This window comes from Rhizobium sp. BK418 (assembly GCF_004341105.1).
In the GTDB taxonomy this organism is placed as follows: domain Bacteria; phylum Pseudomonadota; class Alphaproteobacteria; order Rhizobiales; family Rhizobiaceae; genus Rhizobium.
This window is the reverse complement of sequence record NZ_SLZK01000003.1, coordinates 984,853-997,899: the sequence shown is the minus strand read 5'-3', so window position 1 is coordinate 997,899 and position 13,047 is coordinate 984,853. Positions and strand designations below refer to the sequence as shown.

The window sequence follows — 13,047 nt, the reverse complement described above, 5'->3', positions numbered from 1 at the left end:
TAGACGCGATGTGGGAACGCAGATCCTAGGATTTGTCTGATGACGGCAGGCTGATATGCCTGAAGCAGCATCACACAATCTATATCTCGCCTCCTTATCTCACACCGGCCCCGCGTCCAGTGCGAGCGGAAAAATGGCGGCCATGAGCACACTCATCGTCGATCAACCGACGCAGACCGAGCACGTGGTCCGCGCCATCTTCGGCATTACGCTCATTGAAATGAGTGGCAGACCCGCGATCCCTCGTGCTCGCCGGATCTCCTGGTCAATTCAATGTCTGACCAACCGGGAAAGCCTCTGCTTCAGCAGGTATGCCGTGTCGAGAACGACTGATGCCATGCTCCAGGAGCCTCTCTTCCGAGCTATCAATTGGTGGGTTACGCCGAGCAAGTTCTCTTGAGACATGCCCCTCGCAATAGCCGCGGCCCCAAATGGGTGGCCCAGCAAATTCGCATCTTCCTTCAAGATTTCACTTCGAAGAACGCGCAAGCCTGCCAGTTTCGCGCAGGCCCTTATGTAATCCGTCGAAGGGCGCATGTTGAAAAAGGACGGATTGAGCATGTACTCGACCTTTGCCCTGGCAAGTTCTTCCGAGGAATAGAGATTGTTATTGATCGCTATCTCGGCAATCTCGTCCGGAGATTTCACAAGGTGGATCCAGGGCCATTTGACGAACTCACCCATATGGTGACCACCGGGCGACTGCCAAAGCGGCGATGCGAGAGAATATATGATGCCACCCTTGCGCGCCACTCGCGCCATTTCGGAGAATGCCGCCTCCACATTGGGGACGTGTTCCATCGTCGCATAGCAGTACAAGAGATCGAACGATTCATCTGCGATCGAACGCATGTTTTCCGCGCTCTCGCAGAGATATCTAACTTTCGGATGCAAGAACTCGCTTCCGACTTCTTCGATTACATCAAGGCCCAAAACCGACTTGGCCCCAAACTCGACAAAATATGAACAATCGTTGCCGGTGTTGGCCCCCACTACAAGCACATCCGGATGCCTGATCGTCAGATGCTTCCATGCAGAAGCTGCGTTGTGCCTGTTGTAATCCATCCATTCCCCTTACCCATTAGAAGACATTGCCATTCATGAGAAAGCCAATACACAACAGTAGTTTGGTGCTTTCAACGAGCGATCGTCGTGGAATCCAAAGCTCAAATCGGCGGGAAGACGAGAGGGAAACTGAAACGAGGAGGAAGCAAATCCTCGATCCAATATTTCTAGCGGAAGGCTCCGACATGATGACGCCCCAAGCGTGGGAGATATATTATGTCATGACATGCTTTCGGTCTTTTCTCTGTCCGAACATGCACCAATGAAATAGGGATTTCAGACTGATGAAAAATTCGTCTCCAATGAGCGCCATATGTTGAACGAAAGCTTCAATCAACTGCTGAATATATTCTGGCTTCGGCCGGAGACCGCGCTCTGGCGATACCTAGATATCAAAGCAATGCGCGACTTTGAGTTCGCTGGCCGCTCGCTCGACTTCGGGTGCGGTGACGGTTTGTTCTCTTTCATCAGGGCCGGTGGACAGTTCGATCCGCTCTTTGATGCTTTTCAGAAGACCGCCAATCTTGATCGCTTCTATGAGAAAATCGACGTATTCGACGCCTACGATGGCAGCTACACGCCGTTGGTGATCAAACCACCTGGTTACCAAATCTCTGTCGGCTTCGATCATAAGCCAAATCTGTTGAAAAAGGCGGCCGGATTGGGTCTTTACACTGAGACGGTGGCCGGCGACGGCAACGAGTCTCTGGCTTTTGAGGACGAAAGTTTCGATACAATCTTTTCTAACATCGTCTACTGGCTGGAAGACCCAGCGAAAGTACTTGACGAGCTTTCTAGAATACTACGACCCGGCGGGCGGCTGTGCCTCATGCTGCCAAACGCGACGCTTCCCGAATATAGCTTCTTCAACCGCTTATTTGCACAGACTAAGGATCCAGCATGGAGTTGGCTTGACGGAATTGATCGTGGTCGACTGAGCGACAACATCAAACAGTCTGCCAGCGACGAGCAGTGGCGGCACCTTTTTGATGCCTCGGGATTGAAAGTACATCATCACTCTCAACACCTGTCGAAACACATCATTCAGGCTTGGGATATTGGCTTCCGGCCAATGTTCCCCGCGTTCCTGAAAGCTGTTGAAGCCATCCCCGCCGACAAACTTGCTGACGTGAAAACTGAATGGGTGGAATCCCTGAAGAGATTCGCCGTACCATTTGCCGCTACCGAGGTCCGCGATAATCCCGCCAACGCCTTCCACTGCTACACCCTCACAAGGTAGCGGTTACACCAATCGGCTTGCATACAGGTGTGCTCAGATCAAGCCACCTTTCGAGCGGCTTGTTCTTTGTAGCGGGAATAACACAGCGGCCCCGGCTACGAGATACGGAGTCCAGGATCACGCGCCCGATGGCGTCGGTCTCTAATCACCACATCAGCCCAACAACCTTCTTGCGCCTATAGTCACCAAAACTAGAGGCGTGATCTATGACAATTTCAAGCGAGACAAATCGGTCCGGCCCCTATAGCGGGGACGGCACCACCACGGCCTTCGAATACAAATTCAAGATCCTTGAACCTCAACATCTGCAGGTGATCCACACGGATGCCTCAGGCACGGATACGATCCTTGTACTGGATGCCGACTACTCAGTAACCGGCGTTGGCAATGATGGCGGCGGCAGTGCGCTCATCACCCGTGCCCCCGCCAAAGATAGCCGGATAACGCTGTTGCTGGACGTGCCTTTTACCCAAGAAACCGACTTAGAGAACCAGGGCGCCTATTACGCCGAGACCGTCGAGCAGGCGCTCGACCTGATCGTGATGCGGCTTCAGCAACTGAAGGAACGGGCGGCCCGCGCCATTACCATTCCACCGAGTTACGATTCCGCGACCATCGACCAGCTTATTTCCAATGTGCTGGCGCTGAGCGACAAAGGAGCAGCCATCGAAGCCGTCGCGGCTGTGGCACAATATCTGAAAACGATCGCCGATATCGCTGATGATATTCCAGCCGTTGCAGACCTGACGCAGATTGCCACGCAGAAAGCGAGCGAAGCTGCGCAATCGGCGATAGCCGCCAATACAAGCACAAATCTCTCGGCCGCCTATGCGACCAATCCCGAGGATGTCCAGATCCCGGGCACAGGCGGTCTTTTCTCCTCCTTTCACTGGTATCGAAAAACACTCGCACTCTACGGTTCGGTTGCCGCCGGCATCGCCGGAATGTTTCACAGCTCAGCCGCAAAAGCGGATATCGCGGATAGCGACGAATTCGCTATGGCTGACAGCACCGACGGCTGGACCCTGAAAAAGGTCCTGGCGAGCAGTGTTGTCAAATATGTCTGCGTTGCCACCGGCTTTGATTTCTTTACAGGATTTATCCCGGCCTACGCCGGAGTTGCATCTGTAACCATCGGCCCAGGCGTTGGCTGGTTTGGCGGCAAGAAGCACCAGACCGCTATTGCCACGCCTAAAACGCTTGCTCAGCTCCTCGATACCGGATCTATACAGCCATCGAAGACATATTTTCTCTATGCCATCAGGAAGACAACAGACGGCACGACGGATTTCATGATGTCGCTCTCGACATCAGAGTCAGGTGTCATCAAGCCGGCCGGCTGGGAATGCCTGTCCGGAAGCCGCGTTGGCCTAATCCTCACCAACGCATCGGGAAACGTCGTCCCATTCTGGCAGACCGGCAATGAGGTCAACACCGATACCTACGCGTGGTTCGTCGCCAACACCAATGTGCAGGGCCTGGCAATACCGAGCAATATCCCCGTGGGATTGAGCGTCGACGTTTCGGTCCTGATCGACACCGTTGTCGCAGCCACCGGGCAGGATTGCATCGGAATCATCTCGGATGCTGCCGTCGCCAACTACACCTCCAGTGCCGCCCATCAGGTGCGGTGCCGGTCACGCTCGGGCAATGATTATCCCGATCAAAGCGCGGCTGCGGGTAAGGCACGCAGCAATGTTAATGGCCAGCTCTGGAGGTACGCTGCGGTGACGAGCACGGCCGCCGCAGCCTCCTTCTTCGTCTGCGGCTGGCATGACTACACCTGCAGGAGGCTCTTTGCATGACAACTGTATACGTTCGCTACGATAGCGCTGGGACGATCCTTGAAATATTCACCCGCGATCAGCCCAATTTGGATCTCACCCCTCATGACGACCAAGAGCCTGCAATCGCAAAATACCTCCGCGACCCCACGGGATCGGAAGATCGCTTCCCCACCCTCCGGAAGTGGCAACTCTGGCTCGCCGCGCTCGAACTGGGACCGCCGATTTTCAAGGCGGATGTCTTGGCCACGATCGACAGCATGCCGAATATGTCGACCAAGGACAAAGAAACCGTCCGCATCATGATCGACGATGCGCAGGAATATTCCCGTGAAGACCCCCGCATCGATCTGCTCGCTGTGGCCATGGGCATTCCGCCGAACCAGATGGACGACTTATGGAGGTGGGCGGCCCAGATCGAACCTGTGTGATTCCCACGTGCGTGAGCAGCAGGCGGGATCGGCTCGTCCAGCCGGTCCCGCCTGGGGATCACAACGGCAGCGGCCTGCCCGTCTGCTCGGCCATCATATACTCGGCATACCAGTCCGGCCAGTTCTCGTCGTGCTTTCCGCCGTTGCGCTTCTCGTGCTCGCCATGTGCAGCGGCCGCCCGGCGAAGCCCTGCGGCAAGGTCTTTCGCCGTGCGGAAAGCGGCGAGGTCGGAGGTGATCCGACCGGGCAGGCGGGTGGTGATTTCCTGGAAAAGCCAGCCATTGCCGTCAGGGTCGCTGAAGGCCGCAAAGGAGCGGTAGCTGCTGCGGTCGGGATCGGGCCCGCTGACCCGGCGCCGGCCGAAAAGATAGGGCACATCGGGCCCGCTATAGACCTCGCCTTCAGGATGAAAGACCTCGCTGACCTCGACACCGCGCTCCCGGAGCTCCTTTCGTGCCGCCTCGATATCGGACACGATGAGATAGAGGCCCTGCGCGGAGCCGGGTGCCGCCGGCGTCACGTTTTTCCCGAAGATGATGGATGCATTCGAGCCCGGAGGGGTGAACTGGATCACCCGGTAGTTATCATCAGAGGAATAATCGGCATCGAGGCGCCAGCCGAGCCCGCCGTAAAAGGCCTTGGCCCGGTCGACATCCGAAACGGGCACGACGATGATCTCCAGTTTCATCTCGCTCGTGCCGTTGCCGGTCATAGTGCTTGCGCTGCTCATGATCTTCCCCCTCTCATCGTCACGACGATGGTGATGTTGATGATGATGGCGATGCGGCGAATGCATCGCCCGCGGCCACTCTACCACGTTGCGGGCCGGTAATCGCTGTTCACCCTTCTCGCGGCATCGCCTTGATGAAATCGATGAAGGCGCGCAGCGGTGCAGGCACCAGCCGCCGCCCGGGATAATAGAGGAAGGGGCCGGAAAAGCTTTCCCACCAGTCCTCCAGCACCGGCTCGAGCGCGCCGCTTTTGAAATAGGGCCTGAGCCAGTCCTCGAAGGTGAAAACGACGCCGGTTCCGGCGACCGCCGCATCGATGGCGAGATCCGTGCCGCCGCCATTTTGGACGATCAGAGGGCTCGGCGGATCGACCCTGACGATCTCGCCATTGCGCTCGAATTCCCAGACCGGGATGGCGCGACCGGCAAACCGCCCGCGGATGCACGCATGTTGCAGCAGATCGCGCGGATGCTGCGGCCGCCCGTGTTCGGCGAGATAGGCGGACGATGCACCCCCGGCAAAACGCTGGCGGCGCGGGCCGATCGGCACGGCGATCATGTCCTGCTCCAGCCGCTCGTCATAGCGGATGCCAGCATCGCAGCCGCCGGCGATGATATCGACGAAATTTTCTTCCGTGACGATTTCCAGCCGGATATCCGGATAGCGCTTCAGAAACGGCGGCACGATGCCCGGCAGCACCAGCCTCGCTGCGCTGACCGGCACGTTGAGTTTCAGCGAGCCGGCCGGCCGATCGCGAAAATCCTTCACGAAGTCGAGCGCCGCATCGATCTCGCTGAAGGCAGGGCCCAGCCGCTCCATCAAGCCGCGGCCGGCCTCCGTCGGCACCACGCTGCGCGTCGTGCGGTTGAAGAGCCGCACCCCGAGCTCCGCCTCCAGCCGGCGCACCGCATCGCTGAGTGCCGAAGAGCTCATATGGCTCACCCGCGCCGCCTCGCGAAAACCGCCGGCCCGCGCCACGACGAGAAAGGCACTGACATCGCTGATCTCGGGCGACCCCAGCTTCATATTCCCAGCCCCTCGTTTATTGTCCTGAAATCCGGACGGCCCGTCCGGATTATAGCCGATTGTCCGGACAGCGATACAGGCCTATCTCCTCTGCGCCTTCAATCGGAGATGAAATCTCATGTCTACTGTCGAAAAATCCGGAACATTCAAGCTCGGCGACCGCGTGGTGAAACGGCTCGGCTACGGCGCCATGCAGCTTGCCGGCAAGGGTGTCTTCGGCCCGCCGCTGGATCGAAACGAAGCCATCGCCGTGCTGCGCGAAGCCGTCGAAAGCGGCGTCAATCATATCGACACCAGCGATTTTTACGGACCCTACGTCACCAATGAGATCATCAGGGAAGCGCTTCACCCCTATCCCGATGATCTCGTCATCGTTACCAAAGTCGGCGCGCTGCGTGGGGCCGACGCCTCCTGGAACCCCGCCTTCTCGAAAGAAGAGCTGACCGCGGCGATCCACAGCAACCTGAAAAACCTTAGCCTCGACGTCATCGAGGTGGTGAACCTGCGCGCCATGTTCGATGTGCATGGCCCCGCCGAAGGCTCGCTCGAAGCGCCGCTCACGGTTCTGGCCGAGCTGCAGCAGCAGGGGCTGATCAAACATATCGGCCTGTCGAATCCTACAGCAAAACAGGTGGATGACGGCCGCAGGATTACCGAGATCGTCTGCGTCCAGAACCAGTATAACCTCGCTAATCGCCATGACGACGCGCTGATCGACAAGCTTGCAGCAGAAGGCACGGCTTACGTGCCCTTCTTCCCGCTCGGCGGCTTCTCGCCGCTACAATCTTCAACGCTCTCTGAGGTCGCCACCCGTTTGGGTGCCACGACCCTCCAGGTGGCGCTCGCCTGGCTCCTGAAACGCGCGCCGAATATCCTCCTGATCCCCGGCACATCCTCGCGTGGCCACCTGCGGGAAAACCTCGCAGTGGCCGATATCGAATTGTCGCCCGAGGCGATGGCGCAGCTCGATCGCATTGCCGGTGCGAACGGCGCCTGACTCTAAGCCTGTCGCGAAGAAGGTTTTGCGATAAGCACGTGCCTAAGACAGAAGTAGGAACGAAACGCGGCGGATCGCCTGCCGCGCTTCACAGGCCACATCACGCTGCCACCAGTCCGTAGCTACCGCATCCGCAGATGCGGAGGCCTCTTGCTACATCGGTCGTCAGTGATTGAGCGCGCCAAGATAGCTGAGCCCAGCCACCACAAGACAGGCAAAGCTTCCGGCCATCAGGCCCGCGTGAGGATCCCGATCTCCGCCCTTCAGGTCACGAATGATGAAAAACGCAAGCAGGCTAAATATCAGAATGACGATGGCAGTGCCTAGGACGCCGCTGCTCCAGGCCGTCGTTCCATCCTGATAATCCGGCGCGTGCGCGGCGATTGCGAAGGTAACGCAAAGGCTGCCGGCGAGCGCGAGCGCGGCCAGCAGGACAAGGCTGCTTATCAGTCCATCAGACATCTGCGCGGCGCGGGCGACATTTCGCGGCGGATAGAACCTCATCCGATAGCGATAGGCTGCGATGGCGCCAACCAGGGCGATAATGAAGAGGTGAAGCCAACTGGCTGCTAGGTAGGAGGCGAAGGATGCATTAGTATGCGTCGGATCCACCAGCCACAGGCAGAAGGCAGACAACAGCGCAACGACGGGAACGCCGATCAGCGCATAGATGAAGACGCGCCACGGTTGGCGGCCGCCTTCAGGAAGCATCAGGCTCCAATGCATGGCTCCAAGCCATGTCGCAATCACCGCAAACCCAAAAACTACCGGCATCGATATCCTCCCAATCTAAAATAGAACCGCGCTCCCCGGCCGCTTCGCATAAGACGGAGCAGGTCACGGATAAACCGCCGAATTTCACGCAAACGTAAGGAAACGCCGCCCGCAGAACGCCAGCAAAAAACCATTATTCAATCCACGGCTGAAAATCCAGAGAGATGCGCGCGAATTTTCTCGCGATCCACGAGAGCCAGGGACAAAAATCGACCCGGCAAAGCCTCTCCGCTACGCTCAGCCATTGAGATGTTTGAGCATGCCGAGATAGGCGAGCCCGCTCATCGCGAGCGCGACAACGGTTCCCCCCATCAGCCCGGCATAGGCGTCCCGCTTTCTTCTAGCAAAACGAGTGACGAAAAAGCCGATGAGCGCGAGGATGACGATTAAAAGAGTTCCGCCAAGGAACTCTCCCAAGAAGCGGCCTGTCCCGCCCGGATAATCCGGCATGCGCCCGCCCGCCGTCACGCTGACACAAAGGAAACTGACGAAGGAGAGAATGACCAGCAATGAGATGCTGTTCTTCATGCCGGCAGACATATGGGCCGCCCGATCGGCTTCGTCAGGCTCGTAGTGCGTAAGACGAAATCGATAGACTGCAATACCGGTCACCACTGCGACAATAGCCAGCCCGTATAACCTGTCCGCGACGAAGGCCGCCGCCGTGGCATTGGACTGCCCCGGATCGCGGAACCAGACCAGCAGAACGCAGGCGAGATAGGTGGGCCAGGCGCCGATCAAGGCGTAGACGAAAACCCGCCACGCCTGCCTGCAGCCTTCCGGCAGCATCTCGCTCCAATATTTCGCCCCCAACCATGCGGCAAACATCGCAGCCGCAAAAACCCCAGGCATCGCTCCCCCTCCCTCGATTTATAAATCAACCCTTCCGCACCTACCCCTGTCTCTCGGCCGAACGGGAGAGAAGCCATGGATATGATGTCGGACTATGACGTCTGGTCGCGCAAACGGCGCCAGCAGGATGCGGCCGCAGCGAGCAGCGTTATTCAATCCTCGGATGAAAATCCAGATGAGGTTGCGGATAATCTTAATTTCGCGCGGGAGTTCGCAGCAACTACAGGAAACCTTATCCCGCCCCTGCCGATGGTCAAGGATAACCGCGACCCTCTGCAACGGTTGATCGATGACGTCCGCAATAAGAAGATCCTCTCCTCTTCACCGCGCCTTGCGCGCTGGCTGAGTGAAAATGCAGCAACGGCACCGCTAGCGAAAGACGATCTTCACAACCTTTCAGCTTTGGAAAGGCTGGCGCAGACGAATCCGCAATCGCCCGCTCGTCAACCTGCCGTCCTCCCGGTGCCGCTTGCAGTTCCCTTCTCTCGACCGCCAGCAAGTCAGCCTGCGTGGCCAGACAAACCTTTTGCGGAGTCCACTACTCCAACAGAGATGTCAGCGACGCAAAAGCGGAAAACCGTCGCTCAAAACTGGTCTGACAATGCCGATCGCCTCGACGCACTTGACAGTTTCCTAAACGGAATCGCCCCCCTTGAGCGCGGGAGGTGGATGCCTGCTACTCCACCGCCGGACAATGACACACCAACGCCGGGGTCATTTGCCGATTGGCGAATCGGACAGTGGAACTCCTTACTTCGTGGCGGCTATGGCGTAGCCCAGATATTCAATCAGTATATGATGGAACAGACTGAGGCCCGCGCGCGGGACCGCAAAATGAGTTTCAATGAACTCCTTGAATCGCAACGTGAACCAATCGTTACACGGCAGGGGAAAATCATACCCCCGCTCTCACCGGTAGAATATTTCTTCGCAAGTACCCGCTGGCTCGACGCTCGGTATGCAGACCTCATCAAAACTGACGACGAGGCGAGTTCGCAGGAATATGCTCAGGCGCTAGGGAAGAACATCGCGGCCATAAAGGCACTACCTAAATCGGCGATGGCGACGGCCGCCGAAAATGCGATGTTCGTCGATGGAGCGGGTTTCCAGGAGACAATCAATAATATCGGCGCTGCAATCAAAGCAAATCCCACCGGTGTTCTAGCCTGGGTTTTGGAGACGACAGGTGAAACCGCCCCTCAAATAGCTGCCGTTACGGCAGCCACGGTCGCAACCCACAATCCGGCGATCCCATTTATCGTCGCGCGCGGCGCGACGTACGTGACCGAACGCTACACGTCACCGGCAGATTTCTTCGAAAAAAAGGGCTTTGATCTCACTAAGCCCAAAGATATCGAGCGCCTGCTGCATGACCCCGCCGTGCTCAAAGAAGCAAGCGAAAGAGGTGTTATTCGCGCCCTGACGGTCACTGCATTCGATGCAGTCTCAGGCGGACTGGCCGAGAGACTGGGGGTTGGCAATCGCGTTGGTCAACTGGCCGTGGACACCATGCAGGCAGCGATCACCAGCGGTGCCGGTGAATTAACGGCACAAAAACTCGCAGGTGATGATACAGACTGGAACAAGGTTCTCAAGCAGAGCCTGTCCAGCGTAGGCACCCTCCCCGCCGATGCGGCGTTGACCGCCTTTGAGGCCCGGCGAGAGGGGCAAGACGCAGCGGCGGCCACTCCAGCGCTCACGCCCACAACCACCGCAGCGACAACATCTGCAGCTCTACCCCCCGCGGCTACGCCCGATACAGCTTCAGCCCCTGCAGTCATACCGCCAGCAGCTCCGGCCCCGACATCATCCGCAGATCCTGCACCTGTGACTACAGCACCCACAGTACCTGCAATAGCAGCACCCACGCCAGCATCACAGACAGCCCCACCAGAGACAGCTCAAGTTTCTACGGCCACAACATCAGCGGCCGCAACGCCTGCATCGTCCGCAACTCCATCACCTCCGGCCACAACACCCACGACGACAACGCCAGCGACTCCAGTTCTCGTGGCCACGACGCCTGTTGCTCCAACGATAAAAACCGATCGTAATCTAATACAGAGCATTTCCAAGGCATCGGCAAACTCGTTGCTGCGCAGCCGCTCTGACGGTGAGTTTTATCGCCTTATGACCGCCATGCTGAAAGGTACCACTACCGAGAACCTTCACATCCCCGTCGATGGCTTGGCTGAACAACTCAAAACACACCGTACCGATCTGAGTAAATTTGCGGAATTAGGTAGCAAATGCCACAAGATTCCGGACGCAAAAATTGTTACCTCCAACTCTTCCGGTGGAGTTGGATTGTATGGTGTCGATCGTCGAGGAATTAAAGGGAAAGTGGGCCGAGCTGGACGCCAGGCTTGAAGCCATCACGGCAGAGGCGCTGATTTTGGAAGGCCAAAAGGCGGCGATTTTGACCGTGATGGAGATTTTTGATCCCAGCGCAACCTCGAAGCTTTCTCAGCAGCCCAAGAGGAGGGATCGATCTACCCCTGGCCGCCGCGTGACCGACCTCCTCAGGGGGCGTGATGTCCGCCGCGGCGTTCTTGAACTCCTCCGAGATGCCGAAGAGCCGATCCTTGCAGGTGATCTGTCGAAACAGTTTGCCGAACGGGAGGGCTTTGAAACTGAGATCGCCGTCATTGGCCCAAACCTGGCTGGAAGGTTCTCCGGCCTGCTCGACCGAATGGAGCAGGTCGGACTTGTTCGATCATCGGAAGCTCCCGACGGCCGACGGCGGCTCTGGGAGATCGCCAGGTGATTGAAGTATCAGGTTAGGGTTTCGTTGATCATCGTTTGCACCTTGAGACCGCCCTCTGGAAGACCCTTCGGCGACACAAGAATTGGCTTGGTCATTCTTCTCTCCTGTTTCTAACTCGATGCTGCACGACGGCTAATCCTGGGTCAACGCGGTCCTCCGCGGTCATCGCAGATAGAGTTGCTTCTTGACCTCCGTGTTCTCGTCCCACACCTGGTCCTCAATGCGCTCCGCCGCGCCCTGCCAGTATCCGCAGAGGTTCTCCGACGTCGTGCGGTGGGTGACCGTGCGCAGCACGTCGGAGAGCTGCCAGCGCAGCCCCATGTAACGGGTGTCCTCCTTCCAGGCGACCATCGCCATGTACCAGTCCAGGTACTTCACCGAGAAGCGGTGGTGAATGCCAACATACGAACGCTCGGCGCGGGCGAAGAAGCTCTCGATCCTGTTGGTATCGGTGCCATCCTCGGTCTGGTACGCCAGGCTGTGGTTCACGCGCTTGAGGATCGCCAACCCGACGAGATCATCGTATGAGCCGTGCTCGTCGGCAGTCAGCACCGCCCCCGGACGGACATGGTCTTTCACGGCCGCCCAGGCGGCCTTGGGGTTCTCGTCGGAAACGATCCTGGTGATCGTGCGGTTAGGCGCATCGGGGTTGTGCTCGCGGATCGACAGAACGCACATGCGCTTTCCGTTCTGGTTCTCCTTTCGGCGACGATCGACACGCTCTTTCTTCTTGTTCTCTGGTTTGATGTGGCCGCCGATGTACTTGCCGTCGATCTGGATAGAACCCCAGAGCTTCATCTTCGCCCGCCGCTTGCCGATCGCCTCCCTGATCTTGGCCAGCAGCACCCATGCGGTCTTGTACTCGACGCCGAGCTTGCGGGTCAGGTGCAGGGCGGCAAGTCCCTTTACGGCCGTCACCTCTTCCCAGATCGCCATCAGGAGCTTCTTGAAGGAGAGTTTGCGGGAATGGAAGACGGTGCCGGACGTGACCGAAAATTCTCGCATGCACTCGCCCTCCGAACAGCGGAATCGGCGTCGGCGAATGCCGTACGGTTCGGTGTTCCCGCACTTGGGGCAGAACGGCTTGCCGCCGTTCGCGGACCACCGGAACGAGCAGAACAGGCCATAGGCCTCGTCCTCTCCAAGCCCCCAAACGGCCGACGGATCGACGTTTCTGGCCTTCTTCGTCAGCAGGAAGTGCTGTCCAAACTCGTCCTTGGGATCAGGCCAGAGACAGCGTTCGTATTTCCAACCTCCGGGCCTCTTCTTCGAAGGGGTCGTAGGCGTTGGGAGCCAGGATCGGAAGGTTGGTGCGGAGCATGATCACCTCGGGACAACGAACAAATGCCGATACGCCGCCTCGGAAGGCGTCTGGATCAG

General features: G+C 58.1%; 12 protein-coding genes. 6 read left to right on the top strand and 6 right to left on the bottom strand.

All coding sequences use genetic code 11. The features are described from left to right. Positions 1-270 precede the first annotated feature (270 nt). Entirely contained in the window at positions 271-1,065 is a 795-nt protein-coding gene (locus EV281_RS16405) for a class I SAM-dependent methyltransferase (RefSeq protein ID WP_132654121.1), read from the bottom strand. Between the two features lie 313 nt (positions 1,066-1,378). On the opposite strand from EV281_RS16405, the gene EV281_RS16400 reads away from it, so the two are divergent. From EV281_RS16400 to EV281_RS16390, 3 genes are all read left to right on the top strand, one after another. After that, on the top strand, positions 1,379-2,305 hold the full coding sequence (locus EV281_RS16400; protein ID WP_132654120.1) for a class I SAM-dependent methyltransferase: 927 nt from the start codon (positions 1,379-1,381) through the stop codon (positions 2,303-2,305). Between the two features lie 206 nt (positions 2,306-2,511). Beyond that, positions 2,512-4,110, top strand: coding sequence for a hypothetical protein (locus EV281_RS16395; protein WP_132654119.1), 1,599 nt, complete (start codon positions 2,512-2,514; stop codon positions 4,108-4,110). Continuing rightward, positions 4,107-4,520 (top strand): hypothetical protein, encoded by a 414-nt coding sequence (locus EV281_RS16390; protein WP_132654118.1) that lies wholly within the window; start codon positions 4,107-4,109, stop codon positions 4,518-4,520. Before EV281_RS16395 ends, EV281_RS16390 begins: the two co-directional genes overlap by 4 nt. Positions 4,521-4,578: 58 nt before the next feature. Here EV281_RS16390 and EV281_RS16385 read toward each other — a convergent pair whose 3' ends face one another. Next, positions 4,579-5,250 (bottom strand): VOC family protein, encoded by a 672-nt coding sequence (locus EV281_RS16385; RefSeq protein ID WP_132654117.1) that lies wholly within the window; start codon positions 5,248-5,250, stop codon positions 4,579-4,581. 109 nt (positions 5,251-5,359) lie between these two features. Next, the gene (locus tag EV281_RS16380; RefSeq protein ID WP_132654116.1) at positions 5,360-6,277 is read right to left on the bottom strand and encodes a LysR family transcriptional regulator; all 918 of its coding nucleotides are present in this window, start codon (positions 6,275-6,277) and stop codon (positions 5,360-5,362) included. Positions 6,278-6,395: 118 nt separating this feature from the next. Here EV281_RS16380 and EV281_RS16375 point away from each other — a divergent pair, with 118 nt between their 5' ends. Next, entirely contained in the window at positions 6,396-7,274 is an 879-nt protein-coding gene (locus EV281_RS16375; protein WP_132654115.1) for an aldo/keto reductase family oxidoreductase, read from the top strand. A 165-nt stretch (positions 7,275-7,439) separates the two neighbouring features. Here the strand turns inward: EV281_RS16375 and EV281_RS16370 are convergent, their stop codons facing one another. Then, positions 7,440-8,048 carry a hypothetical protein gene (locus EV281_RS16370; protein WP_132654114.1) on the bottom strand — a complete coding sequence of 203 codons (609 nt, stop codon included), beginning with the start codon at positions 8,046-8,048 and terminating at the stop codon, positions 7,440-7,442. Positions 8,049-8,285: 237 nt separating this feature from the next. Beyond that, complete coding sequence (locus EV281_RS16365) at positions 8,286-8,900, bottom strand: hypothetical protein (protein WP_132654113.1); 615 nt, start codon at positions 8,898-8,900, stop codon at positions 8,286-8,288. Positions 8,901-8,975: 75 nt separating this feature from the next. Between EV281_RS16365 and EV281_RS16360 the strand changes: the two genes are divergently transcribed. Together EV281_RS16360 and EV281_RS16355 are read left to right on the top strand one after the other, a co-directional pair. Then, complete coding sequence (locus EV281_RS16360) at positions 8,976-11,270, top strand: hypothetical protein (RefSeq protein WP_132654112.1); 2,295 nt, start codon at positions 8,976-8,978, stop codon at positions 11,268-11,270. Next, positions 11,212-11,667, top strand: coding sequence for a hypothetical protein (locus tag EV281_RS16355; RefSeq protein WP_245508279.1), 456 nt, complete (start codon positions 11,212-11,214; stop codon positions 11,665-11,667). The genes EV281_RS16360 and EV281_RS16355 overlap by 59 nt, the downstream gene beginning before the upstream one ends. Positions 11,668-11,829: 162 nt before the next feature. Here the strand turns inward: EV281_RS16355 and EV281_RS16350 are convergent, their stop codons facing one another. Beyond that, positions 11,830-12,672, bottom strand: coding sequence for an IS1595 family transposase (locus EV281_RS16350; protein ID WP_132654360.1), 843 nt, complete (start codon positions 12,670-12,672; stop codon positions 11,830-11,832). Positions 12,673-13,047 lie beyond the last annotated feature (375 nt).

Bases quoted from the DNA above. Each gene is read 5' to 3' on its own strand.
- EV281_RS16385 (WP_132654117.1), bottom strand. From the start codon at position 5,250: ATGAGCAGCGCAAGCACTATGACCGGCAACGGCACGAGCGAGATGAAA.
- EV281_RS16400 (WP_132654120.1), top strand. From the start codon at position 1,379: ATGTTGAACGAAAGCTTCAATCAACTGCTGAATATATTCTGGCTTCGG.
- EV281_RS16355 (WP_245508279.1), top strand. From the start codon at position 11,212: ATGGTGTCGATCGTCGAGGAATTAAAGGGAAAGTGGGCCGAGCTGGAC.
- EV281_RS16375 (WP_132654115.1), top strand. From the start codon at position 6,396: ATGTCTACTGTCGAAAAATCCGGAACATTCAAGCTCGGCGACCGCGTG.
- EV281_RS16365 (WP_132654113.1), bottom strand. From the start codon at position 8,900: ATGCCTGGGGTTTTTGCGGCTGCGATGTTTGCCGCATGGTTGGGGGCG.
- EV281_RS16380 (WP_132654116.1), bottom strand. From the start codon at position 6,277: ATGAAGCTGGGGTCGCCCGAGATCAGCGATGTCAGTGCCTTTCTCGTC.
- EV281_RS16350 (WP_132654360.1), bottom strand. From the start codon at position 12,672: ATGCGAGAATTTTCGGTCACGTCCGGCACCGTCTTCCATTCCCGCAAA.
- EV281_RS16405 (WP_132654121.1), bottom strand. From the start codon at position 1,065: ATGGATTACAACAGGCACAACGCAGCTTCTGCATGGAAGCATCTGACG.
- EV281_RS16395 (WP_132654119.1), top strand. From the start codon at position 2,512: ATGACAATTTCAAGCGAGACAAATCGGTCCGGCCCCTATAGCGGGGAC.
- EV281_RS16370 (WP_132654114.1), bottom strand. From the start codon at position 8,048: ATGCCGGTAGTTTTTGGGTTTGCGGTGATTGCGACATGGCTTGGAGCC.
- EV281_RS16390 (WP_132654118.1), top strand. From the start codon at position 4,107: ATGACAACTGTATACGTTCGCTACGATAGCGCTGGGACGATCCTTGAA.
- EV281_RS16360 (WP_132654112.1), top strand. From the start codon at position 8,976: ATGGATATGATGTCGGACTATGACGTCTGGTCGCGCAAACGGCGCCAG.